The following is a 16649-nucleotide window of genomic DNA, read 5'->3' on the forward strand; positions in this document are numbered from 1 at the left end:
ATCTGCTCATCCGCGCCTTCGTGCAATCCGCGCCGGGCCACGCGGTGCTGGCCATCCTCGGCGAAGGCCGGCAGGCGAGGGCGCTCAAGCGCCTGGCCGATCGCCATCCCGGCATCCATTTCCTGGACAGCCAGGATGACGCAGGGCTCGATGCCTCGCTCGAAGCGATGGACCTGTTCGTCTCCCCGGCGCGCGACAACGAATCGTCTCCGGCGCTGCTGCAAGCGATGCGAGCCGAGCTGCCCATCGTCGCGACGCGCACCCGCGGCGCACGACAGCTCCTGTCGGACGAGCACGCCACCCTGGTGCCCATCGGCGACGTCGGCGCACTGAGCGCCGCCTTGCTGGCGCGCATTCGCGGCTTGCGCATGCCCATCCCGGGCACGCGACCCGTGCGAGCGCGCGTGAGCTACGAGCTCGGCCTGTACGAGCGCGACGCCGCCGTCGCGCGCATCGAATCCTTCTACCGATCGCTGATCTCGGGCGGCGCGTGGCGGCCTCGGCGTCTCATGCCGATGGCGCCGGCGACGGCATCGGCATCTGCACAGGCGTCGTCAGAACCGCCGGACCATTCGGCCAAGTGAGCTCGATGGCCGTCCCGCCCAGCGGCGAGGGCACGCAGACCGCCTGACCGCGATGCGCGCGGGCGATCGCACCCACCACCGCCAGTCCCAAGCCCGTCCCGCCGCCGTCGCGCGAGCGCGAGCTCTCCGCGCGCCAGAAGGCATCGAACACGCGCTGCGCCGCCGCGGCCGGCACGCCCGGCCCCTCGTCCTCGACGCGCAGCACGCAGCTGCCGCCGGACACGCCCGCATGCACCCGCACCACGCCCGGCACCGCGTACTTGCACGCGTTCTCCAGCAGCGCCAGCAGCACTTGCCGAATGCGCACCGGATCGCAATGCGCGCGCGCCGGCGGCAAGTCCAGCTCGATGCGCTGACCCGCCGCCCGCATCGCGTGCTCGTAGACATCGGTGACCTGTCGGACTTCCTCGCCCAGATCCGTCTCCACGATGTGCATCAGCAGATGGCCGCTCTCCGACAACCCCAACGTGCGCAGGTCCTCGATCAGGCGCGTCAGGCCCTCGACCTGTGTCAGCAGCTTGCGGAACTGCTCCTCGGAGGGTTCGAAGACGCCGTCGGCCAGGCCTTGCAGCCGCCCGCGCAGGATGGTCACCGGCGTGCGCAGCTCATGCGCGATCGCGGCATTCCACTGCGCCTTCTCCTGCGTGACGCGCTCCAGCTGATCCGCCATGGAGTTGAAATCCTCCACCAGCCGCGAGGCCTCGCCCAGCGACAGATCGCCGCCGACGGCGCGCGCGCCCAGATCGCCGGCGGCCACGCGCTGGATGCACTCGGCCACCGAGTTCAGCGGCACCAGGATGCGCCGCGCCAGACGCGCCGCGACCCAGGCCGCGCCCGACATCGCCGCGACCGTGGTGACGATCATCCAGGCGATCTCGGGCGGGGTGAGCTCCCAGCTTTCGGTCTCCAGCACCCAGGGCTGGAACTTGGACATCAGGTAATAGAAGGCGAAGGAGCCGCCGATCACCATCGCCGTCAACCAGAACGCCACCATCGTCATCGACATCACGATGCGCCGGCTCAGGCTGCCCGCGGCGGCGACGGTCGAGGCATCCGCGCCGCCCGCGCCATGACCGCCCGCAGCGCCCGCCCCACCGACGACATCCGCCGGCGCGCTGCTCATCGCCCAGCGGGCGTCGCGACCGATCTTCATTCCACGCCCCGGAAGCGGTAGCCGATGCCGCGCACGCTGGCGGGCACGCCGCTCACGCCCAGTTCCTCCAGCTTGCGACGCAGCTTGCTGACATGGCTGTCGACCGTGCGCTCCAAGGCCTCGCCTTCGGGCAGGCAGGCCTCCAGCAGCTCGGCGCGGCTATAGGCGCGCCTGGGGTGGCGCGCCATCTCGGCCAGCAGCCGGAACTCGGTCAGCGTCAGCGCGAGTGTGTGGACCTCGCCCTCGACCGCCACGGTGGCCACGTGGTTCTCCTGGTCGATCTCGAAGGGCGGCACGCGCAGCACCTGGCCGGGCGGGCGACTGGGCCGGCCCGCGCGACGCAGCACCGCATGCACGCGGGCGACGACCTCCGCCGGATTGAAGGGCTTGACCACGTAATCGTCCGCGCCGATGCGCAGCCCGGTGAGCTTGTCGATGTCCTGATCGAGCGCGGTCAGCATGATCACCGGCGTGTCGCCGCGCTGCCGGATCGCGGCCAGCACCTGCCAGCCGTCCAGCAACGGCATCTGCACGTCCAGCAGCACCAGGTCCGGCTTGAGCGACTGGTGCCCCTCCAGCGCCCGCCGGCCGTCGGTGGCGCGCGCGGTGCGCAGGCCCTCGCGCTCCAGATAGGCCTGGAGGATGTCGGCGATCTCGGGCTCGTCCTCCACGATCAGGATCAGCGAGCTGGAGGCGCTCGCGCAGCTCGACGACGAGGCAGGCGAGGAGGCGGAAGGGGACGAGGAAGAGGCGAACGGATCCGTCATGGGGCGGAATTCTCTCCCCGCTCGGGCGCCTCCATCGAATCTCCACAGAACCTCAGCGGCACCTCCATCGTCGCTGCGCAGACTGCAAGGCATCACGGCGACAGCGCTCGCCATCCGTCCTGAAGTCTGAAAGCGACAACGACATGAAGCATCGAATGCCTTGGAACCGGCGCGGCGAGGAGGCCGCCGACACGTCCCCGGAGCCCTGCGCCGATCCGGCGCTGCGCGCGGCCGGCGCGCTGACCTTGCAGAGCAGCCTGAGCGTGCTGGCCATGGCCGCGATGCTGGGCGCCTGCGGCATGGAGAGCGCCGCCGAGGAAGCGCCGCCGCCCGCGCCCCCGCCGGTGGTGAGCATCGCCACGCTCCAGCCGGAGTCGCTGACCGTCACCGAGACCTTCCCCGGCCGCGTGGCCGCGCTGCGCGTGGCGGAGATCCGTCCGCAGGTGTCCGGCATCGTGCAGCGCCGCCTGTTCCAGGAGGGCGCCGAGGTGCGCGCCGGGCAAGCGCTGTTCGCGATCAACGCCGCGCCCTTCAAGGCCGAGGCGGCCGTCGCCGCGGCGGCGCTGAAGCGGGCCGAGGCCTCGCTGGCGCGCACGCAGCTGCAGGTGGATCGGCTGGCGCCGCTGGCCAAGGCGGAAGCCGTCAGCCGCCAGGCCTATGACGACGCGATCACCGAGCGCGACCTCGCCGCCGCCGACGTGGCGCAGGCCCGCGCGACGCATGAGCGCCGCAAGCTGGACGTCGCGTTCTCCACCGTCGACGCGCCCATTTCGGGCCGCATCGACCAGGCGCTGCAGACCGAAGGCGCGCTGGTGGCCGCCTCCGATGCGACGCCGCTCGCGCGCATCGTTCAGATCGATCAGGTCTATGTGGACGTCCGGCAGCCGGCGTCGGCGCTGGACGGCATTCGGCATCAGCTCGACGTCGCGAAGCGAGCAGGGGGTGGCCACACCGCCAACGCCGACGGCAATGCCAACGCAAACGCCAACGCCAACGCAAACGGCAAGGCCAACGCAACGGGCTTGGGCAGCGGCATTCCCGCGACCGTGCTGCGCTCCGGCGGCGAGGCCTACGACCTGAAGGCCAAGGTGCTGTTCTCCGGCATGTCGGTGGACGCGAGCACCGGTGACGTGCTGCTGCGCGTGCTGGTCGAGAACCCGCGCCGCGACCTGCTGCCGGGCATGTTCGTTCGAGCGCGCATCCCGATGGCCAGCTACGAGCAGGCGCTGCGGGTGCCGCAGCAGGCCGTGGTGCGCGCGGGCGACGCGGCCAAGGTCTGGGTGCTGTCCCGCAATGACCACGCGCGCCTCGCGGACGTGACGCTCGGCGAGCTCGTCGACCGCCAGTACCGCGTCGTGAAGGGCGTGCGCGCGGGCGACCGCGTCGTCGTCACCGGCATGGAGCGGCTCGCCGAGGGCGTGAAGGTGCAGCTGGCCTCGGCTGCGGCGCCGGTCTCGGCCGCCTCCGCGCCGATCGCGCAGTGATCGCCCGGGAGATCCGTCATGCCTGAGTTCTTCATCAAGCGACCCGTCTTCGCCTGGGTCATCGCGCTGTTCATCGTGCTGTTCGGGCTCATCGCGATCCCGCAGCTGCCGATCGCGCGCTATCCCTCGGTGGCGCCGCCCTCGGTGACCATCACCGCGACCTATCCCGGCGCGACGCCGCAGGCCATGAACGACGGCGTCGTCGGCCTGATCGAGCGCGAGCTCTCCAGCGTCAAGCACCTGCTGTACTTCGAGTCCTCCGCCGACACCTCCGGATCGGCCTCGGTCACCGCGACCTTCAAGCCGGGCACCGACCCGGAGATGGCCCAGGTGGACGTGCAGAACAAGCTGAAGTCCATCGAGCCCCGGTTGCCGCAGGCGGTGCGCCAGAACGGCCTGAACATCGAGTCCGCCTCGTCCGGCTTCCTGATGATCGTGGGCCTGCGCTCGGACGACGGCACGGTCGACGAGACCGCGCTCAGCGACTACATGGCGCGCAACACCGTCGAGGAGCTGCGCCGCATCGAGGGCGTGGGCCGCGTGCAGCTCTTCGGCGCGGAGCAGGCGATGCGCATCTGGGTCGACCCGGCCAAGCTGGTCGGCTTCGGCCTGTCCATGAGCGACATCAGCGCCGCCATCACTCGCCAGAACGCGCAGATCTCACCGGGGCGGCTAGGCGATTCGCCGGCCGTGCGCGGCCAGCGCGTGACCGTGCCGCTGACGGTGCAGGGCCAGCTGGGATCGGTGGAGGAGTTCGCCGCCGTCGTGCTGCGCGCCAACGCCGACGGCTCGCGCGTGCTGCTGCGCGACGTCGCGCGCGTGGAGCTGGGCGCCCAGGATTACAACTTCCGCACCAGCGAGGACGGCAAGACCGCGACCGCGCTCAGCGTCCAGCTCACGCCGGGCGGCAACGCGGTCAAGACCGCGCAGCGCGTGCTCGACCGTTTGGAGGAGCTCAAGCCCTCGCTTCCCAAGGGCTCGAGCTATTCGGTGCCTTTCAATACCGCGCCCTTCGTGAAGATCTCGATCGAGAAGGTGGTGCAGACCCTGGCCGAGGCCATGGTGCTGGTCTTCCTGGTGATGTACCTGTTCCTGCAGAACATCCGCTACACGCTGATCCCGGCCATCGTCGCGCCCATCGCGCTGCTGGGGACCTTGGCGGTGATGCTGGTGGCGGGCTTCTCGGTGAACGTGCTCACCATGTTCGGGATGGTCCTGGCCATCGGCATCATCGTCGACGACGCCATCGTCGTGGTCGAGAACGTCGAGCGCCTGATGGCCGAGGAAGGGCTGGGCCCGCGCGAAGCCACGATCAAGGCCATGCGCGAGATCACCGGCGCGGTGGTCGGCATCACGCTGGTGCTGACGGCGGTCTTCCTGCCCATGGCCTTCTCCAGCGGATCGGTCGGCGTGATCTACAAGCAGTTCACGCTGTCGATGGCGGTGTCCATCCTGTTCTCGGCCTTCCTCGCGCTGAGCCTGACGCCCGCGCTCTGCGCCACGCTGCTCAAGCCCATTCCGGCGGGCCATCACGAGAAGCGCGGCTTCTTCGGCTGGTTCAACCGCCGCTTCGACCGGCTCACCGGCCGCTATGCCAATGGCGTGGGCCGGCTGGTCGCCCGCAGCGGCCGGATGATGCTGGTCTTCGCGGCGCTGACCGCCGTGCTGGTCGCGGGGCTGCGCATCCTGCCGTCGTCCTTCCTGCCGGAGGAGGACCAGGGCTACTTCATGACCATCTTCCAGTTGCCCGCGGACGCCACGGCCGAACGCACGATGGACGCGGTGCGCGTCTATGAGCGCCACCTCGCCACGCGCCCGGGCATCGACTCCAACATGTCGGTGCTGGGCTTCGGCTTCGCGGGCTCCGGGCCGAACGCGGCGATGGCCTTCACCAACCTCAAGGACTGGCAGTCGCGCGGCAACGCGACGACCGCCGACGAGGCGGCCCGCGCGCAGGCCGCGGTGGCCGGCGTCGAAGGCACGGTGATGTCGGTGATGCCGCCGGCGATCGAGGAGCTGGGCAATTCCTACGGTTTCACGATGCGGCTGATCGACCAGTCCAACCAGGGCTACGAGGCGCTGAAGGCGGCGCAGGCCAAGCTGCTGGAGCTGGCGGCGCAGAGCAAGCTGGTGGCGGGCGTGTATCCGGAAGGACTGCCGCCGGGCGTGAGCGTCAAGCTGGACATCGACCGCCAGAAGGCGCAGACGCTGGGCGTGGAGTTCAGCGACATCAGCGACACCTTGTCGACGGCGATGGGCTCGCTCTACGTCAACGACTTCCCCAACAAGGGCCGCATGCAGCAGGTCATCGTGCAGGCCGATGCGAGCACGCGGATGCAGCTGGACGACGTGCTCAAGCTGACGGTGCGCAACAGCGCGGGCGGGCTGGTGCGCCTGTCCGAGCTCGTCCACCCGGCCTGGAGCGAGGCGCCGCTGCAGCTGGTGCGCTACCAGGGCTACCTGGCGGCGCGCATCGCCGGCTACGCCAACTATCCGGCGTCCAGCGGCGAGGCGATGGCCGAGATGGAGCGGCTTGCCCAGCAGCTGCCGCCGGGCTTCAGCGTGGCCTGGACCGGCCAGTCGCTGCAGGAGCGCGAGTCCGCCGCCCAGGCGCCGATGCTGCTCGCGCTCTCGATGCTGGTCGTGTTCCTGGTGCTGGCGGCGCTTTATGAGAGTTGGGCGATTCCGGTGTCGGTGATGCTGGTCGTGCCGCTGGGCCTGATCGGCGCGGTGGCGGCGGTGTTCCTGCGCGGCCTGCCCAACGACGTCTTCTTCAAGGTCGGGATGATCACGGTGATCGGCCTGTCGGCGAAGAACGCGATCCTGATCGTGGAGTTCGCCAAGCAGCTGCGCGAGGAGGGCCGCGGACTGGTGGACGCGGTGATCACCGCCTCGCGCATGCGGCTGCGGCCCATCCTGATGACCTCGCTGGCCTTCGTGCTGGGCGTGGTTCCGCTGATGCTGGCCTCCGGCGCCAGCGCCGAGACCCAGCGCGCCATCGGCACCGGCGTCTTCGGCGGCATGGTCGCGGCCACGGTGCTGGCGGTGCTCTTCGTCCCGGTCTTCTTCGTCTTCGTGATGAGCTTGCGCGAGCGCATCGCTGCCTGGCGCGAGCGCCGCAAGCCGTCCTTCATTTCGAGTGAGCAAGCATGAGGTTTCTCGTTCTCGTGACCGCGCTGGGCCTGTCGGCCTGCGCGATGACGCCGCCGCTGGAGCACCCGGCGCTGCCGGTGCCGACGCATTTCCCGCAGCGCGATCTGCTGTCGCAACGCGATGAGCCCGCGACTGGCGATGAGGCGAGGCGCCGTGATCGACCGGACGCCGATGCGGTGGCCGCCGAGATCGGCTGGCGCGCGATGTTCCAGGACCCGCGCCTGCAGCGACTCATCGAGATCGCGCTGCGCAACAACCGCGATCTGAAGCTGGCGGCGCTCAACGTGGACGCGGTGCGGGCGCAGTACGACATCCAGCGCTCGGCACAGCTGCCGCAACTGGGCCTCGCGGCCAACGGCACGCGTGAGCGCAGCAACACCGGCGGCGTGTCCAGCGTGCAGACCACGGCAGGCCTGGGCGTCGGCATCACGGCCTTCGAACTCGATCTCTTCGGCCGCGTGCGCGCGGGCTCCGAGGCGGCGCTGGCGCGCTACATGGCCTCGGAGCAGGGGCGTCGCTCGGCCCAGATCAGCCTGGTGGGCGCGGTCGCAGATGCCTACTTTGCCGAGCGACTGGCGCAGGCGCAGCTGGCGCTGTCGGAGCGCACGGTCGAGGATTGGCGCGGCTCGCTCGCGCTGGTGCGGCAGCTGAAGGCGGCCAATCAGACTGGCGCGCTGGAACTGTCGCAAGCGGAGGCGCAGGTGGCCGGCTCCGAAGCCGATCGCGAGGCGCGCCAGCGTGAGGCCGAGGTCCGCGGGCATGCGCTGGCCGCGCTCATCGGGCAGGCGCTGCCGTCCGATCTCCCCGAGGGCGCGGGGTTGATGGAGGCATCCGTGCTGACGCAGCTTCCGGCGGGCTTGCCCTCGTCGACGCTGACGCGGCGGCCGGACGTCCGGCAAGCGGAGCTGGCGCTGGTGGCCGCCAACGCCGAGATCGGCGTGGCGCGCGCGGCATTCTTCCCGCGGCTGTCGCTGACGGCCTCGGCGGGAACGGCCAGTCCGGGCCTGAAGGGCTTGTTCAAGAGCGGCTCCGGGGTCTGGTCCTTCGCACCGCAGATCACGCAGCCGCTGTTCGCGGCGGGCCAGCTGAAAGCGGAGCTGCGATTGGCGGAGATCCGCAAGTCGGCGGCGGTGCTCGAGTACGAGCGCGCCGTGCAGCAGGCCTTCCGCGAGGTGGCGGATGGACTGTCCGGGCGCGATCTGTATGCGCGGCAGGCCGAGGCGCAGCAGCGCGCGGCCGCCGCAGCGGAACGTCGCGCGGCGCTGGCCGACATGCGCTATCGGGCGGGCGTCGACAGCCGGCTGGAAGTGCTGGACGCGCAGCGGCAGCTGTATGCGTCGAGGCAGGCGCTGCTCGATCTGCGGCGCGAGGAGATCGCCAACGCGATCGGGCTCTACAAGGCTTTGGGAGGCGGGCTGGTGGAAATGGGCAGTTGATCCCGGACATCCTGTCGATGAGGGCGGCGCCGCATGAGGAACGGGCGGGGGGAGCCTGGGACTGACCCCGGTTTCCACTCCCCGCAACCACCATGAGCGATCCGAATCGATCCGACGAACCCACCGTCTCGTTCGTCCAGGGCCACAACGCCGGCCACAACGCTGGGGACAGCGCCGCCCGCTTCGCCGCCTACCTGGAGGCGCTCTCCGCACGTACCGCCTCCGACCTGGAGGCGCAGGACGGGACGCTGATCCTGACCGACGCCAGTCACGCGGTCCAACTCGTGGTCGAGCTCTCCAGCGCCCAGGACCGCGTGATCGTGGTCACGCCCATCCTGTCCTTTCCGGCCGACGATCCGCAAGGCGCGCTCGCGATGCGGCTGTTGCGCATCAACGCCGACCGTGCCGCGCTGGACGGCGCGGTGATCGCGGCGGACGGGCTGCGACGGCAGTTCGTCCTGATTCATGAACTACCGCTGACGCTGGAGCCGGAGGACTTCGCCGAGGCGGTCGAGGCGCTGATGGACCTGGCCGCAGCCGTCCGCGTTGACGCGAGCATCGTGGTGCCGGAGACGGCCGGCACTGTTGCTCTGCTGCTGCGCCGTCGGAGGCAGGCATGAAGCTGACCGCCGAGAACCTCAAGCGGGCCAAGGAACTCGTGGCCCGCTGATCTGGCCGCGTAGCCCGCTGCCCGACCTGCGCGCTCAACTCGCGTGCGTGAGCGCGAAGGCCAAGGCCGTGTGCACGGCGACGACCTGCGCCTCCTCGCACTCGCGCGGATTGGTGCGCGGGCTGTCGGGATAGACCTCGGTCGTGGTCGAGAACTTCGCGCGCGTCAGCGACGCGCAGAGCCCGGAGTTCCGCACGGGGAACTCGATCACGCCTTCCGAGATCACCGGCGATCCGATGATCAGGCCCTTCTCGTCGGCCGGCGCGATGTGCGTGACCTGGCGGACCGCTTCGATGATGGCCTGCTGGAAGTCGAGCCGCGAGGTCTCGCTGTCGCCGACCAGGTAGAAACCGTCGGGGATGACATCGGGCTCGAAGGGCTTGCCGTCGCGGGCACACAGCGCCGGTCGGAACTCGCTGGCGTCGGTGTCGGTCGTTTCGTGCAGGTCGATGTGCAGCAGGAACTGGCCGGCATAGGGCGCCAGCAGTTCGATCAGCGCCGAGGACTCCGCCGCCTGGCGCGTCGCGCCGAAGTTCCGGTTCGGGTCGATCGCGTGATAGTTCCAGCGCGCGACGCGCTCGTAAGCCCAAGGGCTGACGCAGGGCGCGATGATCAGATTGACCTGTCCGGCGTACTGGTGCGCGTGTTCCTCCGCGAAGCGCAAGGCACCGGTCACGCCGCTGGTCTCGTAGCCGTGGACGCCGCCGGTCACCAACGCCACGGGCAATGCCGGGTTCCAGGTCTTGCTCTTGAGCGCGAACAGCTCGTAGTGGTCCGGTCCGTAGCTCAACTCGCCGTAGCGGACCCGCTCGAAGCGGTCGGCCAGCGCCTCGATGCGCGGGGTCACGTCTTGCGTGTAGCGGCGCGAGCGCACCTGACGGTCGCGCCAGGCGGCGCGCTCCGCGTCGCCCCAGGGAACGCCCGGGGTGCCGATGGGATAGAAGGGGGTGGAGGAAGTCATGCCTGCTGCCTGCTTCGAATGAATGCCAAGGGCGGGACGATACGCCAGTCGGCAAACCAGTCGGCAAACCAGTCGGCAGACCGGCGGGCAAGACCGGACGTCATCGTCGAATGCAGGTAGGCTTGACCGGCTCTGAATGGAGAAAGACGGAAGGACGACATGGACACCCACCACCCATCGCCATCAGGCACCGCGGACGCGCTGCCCGAGGTCCTGCGCCGGCTGCGGGCGCGGCGCTTCGAGCGCATCGTCGTGTTCAGCGGCGCGGGCATGTCGGCGGACAGCGGCATTCCGACCTTCCGGTCCGGCAGCAATGGTCTGTGGGGCGAGTTCGATCCGCAGCAGCTCGCGACGCCCGAGGCCTGGCGGCGGGACAAGGAGACGGTGTGGGGCTGGTATGAATGGCGGCGCGGTCAGGTCATGGCCGCGCCGCCGAATCCCGGTCACCTGGCGGTGGCTCGGTTGCAGCGGGAGCACGGTGCCCAGGTCGTGACGCAGAACGTCGACGATTTGCATGAGCGGGCGGGTGTCGAGGGAACCCTGCATCTGCACGGGAGCCTGTTCGCGTCAAGCTGCGATCGTTGCGGTGCGAGGCAGGCGCTGGCGGATCCGCCGCCTCAGGCGCAGCGGCGCTTGACGCCGCCGTCTTGCGAGCACTGCAAGATGGGGTCGATCCGGCCCGGCGTGGTGTGGTTCGGCGAGGCGCTCGACGAGTCGGTGGTGAATGCCGCGGCGAATCGAATCGCCGAGTGCGATCTGCTCTTGATCGTGGGGACCTCCGGCGTCGTCTATCCGGCGGCGGGCATGGTGCGGCTGGCGCCGAAGGACGCGGTCATCATCGAGATCAATCCACAGGCGGGCGAGGTCGCGACCCAGGTGGCCTACCGATGGCAGACGACGGCGGCGATGGGGCTGCCGGTGTTGGCGCAGTGGTTGGGGCGAGAGGGCTGAGGGGCTCGCCGATCTCTTTGGCGACGCTTCAAAGGCAGCCCTCGACATAGGCCACCGCCTTCGCGTCGCCGGCCAGGATGGCGCTGACCTTGCCTTCGCCGGTCTGGAATCGAATGGCATAGCGCCCATCGGCCGATTGAATCCGGTAGTCGAGCTCGCGCTCGTCGTAGAAGTTGGGGGCTGAGCTCAGCCGCTTGCCCTGCGGGTTGCCGCTACATGATGGCGTGGGGAGAGAACGCCAATGCGTGGGATGACGCGGTGGACATGGCGTCATTGGAGCGGAATCGCTACGAGGATCCCCAGCCCGAGGAACTCGTGATCACGACCTGGCACCCCGGCGAATCATTGGCCGAGGTGTTCGAGTTCTCGAATGAGTACGCCAAGCACCCGGCGCTCAGCCTCGACGGGTTGGTGATCGTGCATGTGGCGAGTGAGCCTGACGCGGATCGGCTTCTGGCCCACTTGGGCAGCGCCGATCGCTGAAGAGCGAGTCGGCCTGCGGGCGGCTCAAACCGACGTGCAGCCATCCTTGCACTTGTCCGCGACAAGGCTCGCCTCACCTCGCCCGCGCAATCCCCGCATCGCCGTAGGAGGCGCCGATCCTGCCGTCGCGCATGAAGTCCCGCATCATGCGGAAGTAGCCTTCCGGGAATCGCGTCGACACCCGCTTCCCATCGGCATCCACCTCGAACTGCACCATGCCGTGATCGGTCTTCGGATACACCGCAAGCGTGTAATCCATGCCTTGCGACATCAATGAGCGAATGGCCGCCGCGGACGAGGCGCTCGGCGCGGTCCGGTCGTCCGCCGCCAGCACCCACAGCTGCGGCGTCGTCGACGCCCGCAAGGTCGGCATCGGGTCATAGCGGAAGGACACCGCGAAGTTGTACTGGGTCGCGACCGCTTCCTCAATCTGCTGCTTGTTCAGCGGCAGGATGATGTGCAGCAGATTGCCGTGGACATCCTTGAACCAAGGCTCCGCGCGGTACTTCTCTCGCAGCGCGTCGAAGGCCTCGTAACCTTCCTTTCCGCGCGACTCGAGCACCCGTTGCGCCGCGCGAGTCAGCTCCAGCGCCTTGGCCGTATCCGCCGGCGAATGGCCCTTGGCCCGCATGTCGCTCATGACGCTTTGCTTGTCCTGCTCCAGCATCGACACGGTCAGTCCAAAACTCACGATGGCGAAATCGACCGGCGCCTGATTCGCCGCCAATGGCACGACCCATCCACCTTGACTGCCGCCCTGATAGCCGATTCGACCCGCGCGCGCGCCGGCGAGTCGACGGGCTTCCTTCATCGCTTTCACGGCGTCGTCCGCCAGCAGTTCCAGGTCTTGCGTATAGGCGCCACCGGAGCCACCCGTGCCCCGCTTGTCATAGACGAACGTCCCGACGCCTTCCGCCGGGAAGGTGCGCTGCATGCCGAGCGTGTCCCGCGCTGAATCCGCCTCCGATCCTTGGACCAGCACGACCACGGGCACCGGCCCCGTGCCCTTGGGCATGACCAGCCGGCCCAGTAGCTTCACGCCGCCGGCATCGAAGCTCGTCTCGGTGATGTCGAAGGCGAGTCGCTTTCCCTTCGTGCTGCCGTAGACGATCTCTCCCTTCTCGCAATCGATGGCGGACAGCGTCTCGGCCGCCGGCTTGTCGCCCCATCCGATCGTGTTGCGCCAGGAGCCGTCGGCCTGCTGCGTCAGTCGCCCGATCTCTCCGGAGAACGAGGTCCAGCGCAAGAACCCGGCCCGCGATGGGGCGAGGTCCAAGGTCCGACCGTCGTCGAGTCGATAGACGCCGGCCGCGCAATTGGCGGTCGATTGCGGCGCGGTGGCTTGCGCAGTCGCGGTGAATGGCAGGGCGGCCAGGCCGCACAGCGAGATCAGGGTCAGTGATTTCATGTCTCTCCTCGAGGTCTGTAGGGATGGAACTCGCGGAGTGTCGAGACCGGCCAATCAAGCGGCGAGGCGGAGCCGACGTGCCGCCGCTGCGCGTGGACGAGATGCGTGGGCGACGGACGAAACGAATTCGTCGCCGCTCAGGCCTCGTAAGGGCCACGACCCGGCAATGCCCAGAGCAGTCCCTGCGTTGCGCCCACCGGTGCGACGGTGAGGTGATCCTCGCCGGCCAGCACATGACTTTCGATACGCAGCGAGCGATAGCGGCGTTTGCGCAGCATCGATTGGAAGCGCAAAGCGTCGGCCACCAAGTCGGCATCCTTGTTGAATCGCGGACCGGGCGCGATCGCCTCATAGGCGCCGACGTACTGGAAAATATTGGCCGCGAGGTCCTTGTGGGCCGCCGCGTACTCGGCCTCCCGCTGGAACATCACGCGACGGTCGAACCAGAGCGACGGGCTGCCCAGGATGTAATGGCTGAAAAGCTCAGGCCGCTCGAACAGGATCTGCGCCGCGAGCAATGCGCCATAGGAATGGCCCAGGATCACGCGTCGTTTCGGATCGATGCGGTAGCGCTCCGACACCGCCGGGATGGCGAGCTCGGCGAGGTACTTCAGATACGCGGCGCCGCCGCCGTAGCCCGGTGCGCCGTAATGCTTGGACGAGCGATTCGGATTGAGCAGGGGATTCGTCGGCGTGTAGTCGCGCGACCGCATGTCCACTGCGGATTCATCCGCCGGTCCCGCCAGACCGACCACGATGAAGTCGGCGAGGTTCTGTCCACGCTGTCCGACCCGATTGCGCAACGCGCGAACCATGGGGAAGGCGTAGGGCGCGTCGGTCACGAAGACCGCAGGGCGAAGCGGAGCGCCCGCGCCGCTTGCGCCGCTCGATCCATTTGCGGGCATGCCAGGCGGCAGGTCGATCCAGACCTCGTAGCGTCGACCGCTCACCGGATCCGGCAAGGGATGGACCAGCGTGTTGGGCAGCGCGTAGGGCCCGGATGCCTCCGGCAAAGCGGGGGTTGCGAATGCGGTGGAGGAGGGCATGAGCATCGGCGCCAAGGCCGTGGCGAGCAATTGCCTGCGGTGGAGCATTCCGGATAGATCCAATGAGCCAGGAAGCCGGCAAGTGTCGATTCGATTCCTCGAATGGCATCCGGTCGCTCCCGTTACGCGGGTTACAGTGCGCGCCATCCGAAGCGCTCATTCATTCCTGATGACCTGTGGCATTCGACCGCTCGGCCGGCTCAGCCGGATCGCGATTTCCTTCCTGATCATGCAGGCGGCGGCCTCCGCGGCGATGGCCGATGGCGATGGGCGACCGTCCTGGCGCGAGCGCTGCCCCGGTGCGTCGCAATGGGTGGAGGCGAACTCGGAACAGGGCGACGAGGCGATGAAGGCGCGCGACGCCAAGCGCCAGCTCACGCGGCCCGACTGGCTGCAGGAGCTGCAGACCCGCGTGGACACGGAGCAGGCGGCACGTCGCGCGCTGTTCACCGAGAACTTCAGCAGGGCGTCGAAGAACGCGGTGTGGAAGGCCGACGCGGACAACTACCGCTGGATGACGGACGTCTTCGCGGAGAACGGTCTGTTCACGGCGGCCCAGGTGGGCGAGTACGGCTTGCACCTGACCTGGCTGCTGGTGCATCACGCCGACGAGCATCGGCAGTTTCAGAAGATCTCGTTGGGTGAGTTCCGCAAGCGTTACGAGGCCGGCGAGGTCAACGCGCAAGACCTGGCACGGTTGAGTGACCGGGTCGCGGTGCGATTCGGGCAACCGCAGCCTTATGGCTCGCAGAACAACTGGGCCAAAGGCGGCATCGACGCGCAGGACATTCCGGATCTGGCGCGCATCGAGGCGAATCGGAAGGCGTTGGGGCTGATGTCGCTCGCCGATTACGGCTGCATGATGAATGCGGTCAGGGGCAAGCCGGATCAGTGATCGGTCTGGCCGCGTAGCACCGGCCCCAGTCGTACCAGGCGGTCGATCTCATGGCTCGGTCGTGCTTCGGTCTCGTTCGCCAATCCGTGAGGATTGAACCAGCAGCTCTCGATGCCGAAGCGGTTGGCGCCGAGGATGTCCGCGTCCAGGCGGTCGCCGACGATCACCGTCGTGGCTTTGTCGAAGGCGCGCGCCTTGCGGACTGCGAAATCGAAGAAGCGGACATCGGGCTTCGCATGGCCGCAGGCCTCGGAGGTCGCGACGAAACTGATGTGGTCCGCCAGGCCCGAGCTCTTGATGCGGCGATGCTGGATGGCCTCGATGCCGTTGGTGATGACGCCGACTTCGCCGAGGGCGGCTAGCTCGGCGCAGGCGTCGAGGGCGCCGGCTATGAGGACGACGCTGTCGGCCAGGCCGTCGAGGTAGAGGGGGCTGGCGCGCTCGGGGTCGAGGTCGAGGTGGTGCTTCGCGAAGGTGCGGCGGAAGCGCTCGACCTTGAGGAGGTCCTTGCTCACCTCACCGCGCTCGAACTGGCGCCACAAGTCGACGTTGATATCCTGGTAGTCGGAGAACAGGGCGTCGGGTACCGTCGCGAGCCCGAGTTCCGCAAGCGTGCGCGTGAAGGCCAGACGCTCGGAGGCGCGGAAGTCGAGCAGGGTGTCGTCGAGGTCGAATAGGAAGAGCTGGTACTTCATTCGCCGCAGCATAAAGGAGGCATCCATGAGCACACCGCAGGCCTACATCGTGGCCGTCGCCCGCACGGCGGCGGGCCGTCGCAACGGGCGGCTATCGGGCTGGCATCCGGCCGACTTGGCCGGCCAGGTGATCAACGCGCTGGTGGCGCGCGCCGGCATCGATCCGGCGGCGGTGGAGGACGTGGTGATGGGGTGCGTCGGCCAGGCCGGCCAGCAGTCCTTCAACGTGGCGCGCAGCGCGGTGCTGTCCTCGGTGCTGCCGGAGTCGGTGCCCGGGACCTCGGTGGACCGGCAGTGCGGGTCCTCGCAGCAGGCGCTGCACTTTGCGGCGCAGGCGGTGATGTCGGGGACCATGGACGCGGTCATCGCGGCCGGCGTCGAGAGCATGAGCCGCGTGCCCATGGGCCTGCCGGCGACGCTGCCGGCGCAGCACGGCTTCGGCCTCTACGTCAGCGACGAGATGAAGCGGCGCTATCCGGGCGTGGAGTTCAGCCAGTTCTCCGGGGCCGAGCGCATGGCTCACAAATACGGACTGTCGCGACAGGTGCTCGATGACTACGCGCATCAGAGCCATCTGCGCGCGATCGATGCCGCCAAGGCCGGCGCCTTCGACGCGGAGATCGTGGCAGTGGCGGCGCGCAGCCTGGAGCAGGGCGATCTCGGCGAGCCGCATGCGGTGGACGAGGGCATCCGTTTCAACGTGACCCGCGAGGGCTTCGACACGGTCAAGACCATCCAGCCGGAGAACGGCCTGCTGACGGCGGCGAGCGCCTCGCAAATCAGCGACGGCGCCTCCGGCGTGCTGGTGGTCAACGAGCGCGGCCTGAAGGCGCTGGGCGTCGGGCCGCTGGCGCGGATCCATCACCTGAGCGTGATGGGCCATGACCCGGTGATCATGCTGGAGGCGCCCATTCCCGCGACCCAGCGCGCGCTGCAACGCGCCGGGCTGAGCGTGAACGACAT

General features: G+C 68.9%; 16 protein-coding genes. 9 read left to right on the forward strand and 7 right to left on the reverse strand.

Annotated features, from left to right (window positions below; all coding sequences use genetic code 11):
• Positions 1-584, forward strand: a 584-nt coding sequence (locus ABDW59_RS23180) for a glycosyltransferase family 4 protein (protein WP_343633607.1), incomplete at its 5' end; no start/stop codon positions are given.
• Here the strand turns inward: ABDW59_RS23180 and ABDW59_RS23185 are convergent.
• Positions 508-1590 carry an ATP-binding protein gene (locus ABDW59_RS23185; protein WP_343633633.1) on the reverse strand — a complete coding sequence of 361 codons (1083 nt, stop codon included), beginning with the start codon at positions 1588-1590 and terminating at the stop codon, positions 508-510. The two genes, ABDW59_RS23180 and ABDW59_RS23185, sit on opposite strands and share 77 nt — an antisense overlap.
• Positions 1591-1733: 143 nt before the next feature.
• A complete protein-coding gene (locus ABDW59_RS23190) occupies positions 1734-2504 on the reverse strand; it encodes a response regulator (RefSeq protein ID WP_343633609.1) in 771 nt (256 codons plus the stop codon).
• 272 nt (positions 2505-2776) lie between these two features.
• Between ABDW59_RS23190 and ABDW59_RS23195 the strand changes: the two genes are divergently transcribed.
• From ABDW59_RS23195 to ABDW59_RS23210, 4 genes are all read left to right on the forward strand, one after another.
• Positions 2777-3988 carry an efflux RND transporter periplasmic adaptor subunit gene (locus tag ABDW59_RS23195; RefSeq protein WP_343633635.1) on the forward strand — a complete coding sequence of 404 codons (1212 nt, stop codon included), beginning with the start codon at positions 2777-2779 and terminating at the stop codon, positions 3986-3988.
• 18 nt (positions 3989-4006) lie between these two features.
• Positions 4007-7141 carry an efflux RND transporter permease subunit gene (locus ABDW59_RS23200; RefSeq protein ID WP_343633611.1) on the forward strand — a complete coding sequence of 1045 codons (3135 nt, stop codon included), beginning with the start codon at positions 4007-4009 and terminating at the stop codon, positions 7139-7141.
• Positions 7138-8577 (forward strand): efflux transporter outer membrane subunit, encoded by a 1440-nt coding sequence (locus ABDW59_RS23205; RefSeq protein ID WP_343633613.1) that lies wholly within the window; start codon positions 7138-7140, stop codon positions 8575-8577. Before ABDW59_RS23200 ends, ABDW59_RS23205 begins: the two co-directional genes overlap by 4 nt.
• Positions 8578-8669: 92 nt before the next feature.
• Complete coding sequence (locus tag ABDW59_RS23210) at positions 8670-9197, forward strand: CesT family type III secretion system chaperone (protein WP_343633615.1); 528 nt, start codon at positions 8670-8672, stop codon at positions 9195-9197.
• A gap of 84 nt (positions 9198-9281) precedes the next feature.
• Here ABDW59_RS23210 and ABDW59_RS23215 read toward each other — a convergent pair whose 3' ends face one another.
• Positions 9282-10208, reverse strand: a complete 927-nt coding sequence (locus ABDW59_RS23215; RefSeq protein ID WP_343633617.1) for a M14 family metallocarboxypeptidase — start codon at positions 10206-10208, stop codon at positions 9282-9284.
• 159 nt (positions 10209-10367) lie between these two features.
• On the opposite strand from ABDW59_RS23215, the gene ABDW59_RS23220 reads away from it, so the two are divergent.
• Positions 10368-11159, forward strand: coding sequence for an NAD-dependent deacylase (locus tag ABDW59_RS23220; RefSeq protein ID WP_343633619.1), 792 nt, complete (start codon positions 10368-10370; stop codon positions 11157-11159).
• A 28-nt stretch (positions 11160-11187) separates the two neighbouring features.
• Here the strand turns inward: ABDW59_RS23220 and ABDW59_RS23225 are convergent, their stop codons facing one another.
• Complete coding sequence (locus ABDW59_RS23225; RefSeq protein WP_343633621.1) at positions 11188-11433, reverse strand: hypothetical protein; 246 nt, start codon at positions 11431-11433, stop codon at positions 11188-11190.
• A gap of 41 nt (positions 11434-11474) precedes the next feature.
• Here ABDW59_RS23225 and ABDW59_RS23230 point away from each other — a divergent pair, with 41 nt between their 5' ends.
• Complete coding sequence (locus ABDW59_RS23230; RefSeq protein WP_343633623.1) at positions 11475-11642, forward strand: hypothetical protein; 168 nt, start codon at positions 11475-11477, stop codon at positions 11640-11642.
• Positions 11643-11715: 73 nt separating this feature from the next.
• Here ABDW59_RS23230 and ABDW59_RS23235 read toward each other — a convergent pair whose 3' ends face one another.
• Positions 11716-13050 carry a prolyl oligopeptidase family serine peptidase gene (locus tag ABDW59_RS23235; RefSeq protein WP_343633625.1) on the reverse strand — a complete coding sequence of 445 codons (1335 nt, stop codon included), beginning with the start codon at positions 13048-13050 and terminating at the stop codon, positions 11716-11718.
• Positions 13051-13187: 137 nt separating this feature from the next.
• Positions 13188-14063 carry an alpha/beta fold hydrolase gene (locus ABDW59_RS23240; RefSeq protein ID WP_343633627.1) on the reverse strand — a complete coding sequence of 292 codons (876 nt, stop codon included), beginning with the start codon at positions 14061-14063 and terminating at the stop codon, positions 13188-13190.
• Between the two features lie 31 nt (positions 14064-14094).
• Between ABDW59_RS23240 and ABDW59_RS23245 the strand changes: the two genes are divergently transcribed.
• The gene (locus tag ABDW59_RS23245) at positions 14095-14991 is read left to right on the forward strand and encodes a DUF6624 domain-containing protein (protein WP_343633629.1); all 897 of its coding nucleotides are present in this window, start codon (positions 14095-14097) and stop codon (positions 14989-14991) included.
• Here ABDW59_RS23245 and ABDW59_RS23250 read toward each other — a convergent pair.
• A complete protein-coding gene (locus ABDW59_RS23250; RefSeq protein WP_343633637.1) occupies positions 14985-15713 on the reverse strand; it encodes a YjjG family noncanonical pyrimidine nucleotidase in 729 nt (242 codons plus the stop codon). The two genes, ABDW59_RS23245 and ABDW59_RS23250, sit on opposite strands and share 7 nt — an antisense overlap.
• On the opposite strand from ABDW59_RS23250, the gene ABDW59_RS23255 reads away from it, so the two are divergent.
• Positions 15712-16649 (forward strand): acetyl-CoA C-acyltransferase (locus tag ABDW59_RS23255; RefSeq protein WP_343633631.1); only part of this gene is annotated, 938 nt, incomplete at its 3' end. The genes ABDW59_RS23250 and ABDW59_RS23255 overlap by 2 nt on opposite strands.

Origin of the sequence: Roseateles sp. (assembly GCF_039595295.1) — a bacterium.
In the GTDB taxonomy this organism is placed as follows: Bacteria; Pseudomonadota; Gammaproteobacteria; order Burkholderiales; family Burkholderiaceae_C; genus Roseateles.

Excerpts from the sequence above, each read along its gene's own strand:
- ABDW59_RS23185 (WP_343633633.1), bottom strand. The coding sequence starts at position 1,590 with ATGTCGATGACGATGGTGGCGTTCTGGTTGACGGCGATGGTGATCGGC.
- ABDW59_RS23190 (WP_343633609.1), bottom strand. The coding sequence starts at position 2,504 with ATGACGGATCCGTTCGCCTCTTCCTCGTCCCCTTCCGCCTCCTCGCCT.
- ABDW59_RS23195 (WP_343633635.1), top strand. The coding sequence starts at position 2,777 with ATGGCCGCGATGCTGGGCGCCTGCGGCATGGAGAGCGCCGCCGAGGAA.
- ABDW59_RS23200 (WP_343633611.1), top strand. The coding sequence starts at position 4,007 with ATGCCTGAGTTCTTCATCAAGCGACCCGTCTTCGCCTGGGTCATCGCG.
- ABDW59_RS23205 (WP_343633613.1), top strand. The coding sequence starts at position 7,138 with ATGAGGTTTCTCGTTCTCGTGACCGCGCTGGGCCTGTCGGCCTGCGCG.
- ABDW59_RS23210 (WP_343633615.1), top strand. The coding sequence starts at position 8,670 with ATGAGCGATCCGAATCGATCCGACGAACCCACCGTCTCGTTCGTCCAG.
- ABDW59_RS23215 (WP_343633617.1), bottom strand. The coding sequence starts at position 10,208 with ATGACTTCCTCCACCCCCTTCTATCCCATCGGCACCCCGGGCGTTCCC.
- ABDW59_RS23220 (WP_343633619.1), top strand. The coding sequence starts at position 10,368 with ATGGACACCCACCACCCATCGCCATCAGGCACCGCGGACGCGCTGCCC.
- ABDW59_RS23225 (WP_343633621.1), bottom strand. The coding sequence starts at position 11,433 with ATGACGCCATGTCCACCGCGTCATCCCACGCATTGGCGTTCTCTCCCC.
- ABDW59_RS23235 (WP_343633625.1), bottom strand. The coding sequence starts at position 13,050 with ATGAAATCACTGACCCTGATCTCGCTGTGCGGCCTGGCCGCCCTGCCA.
- ABDW59_RS23245 (WP_343633629.1), top strand. The coding sequence starts at position 14,095 with ATGAGCATCGGCGCCAAGGCCGTGGCGAGCAATTGCCTGCGGTGGAGC.
- ABDW59_RS23250 (WP_343633637.1), bottom strand. The coding sequence starts at position 15,713 with ATGGATGCCTCCTTTATGCTGCGGCGAATGAAGTACCAGCTCTTCCTA.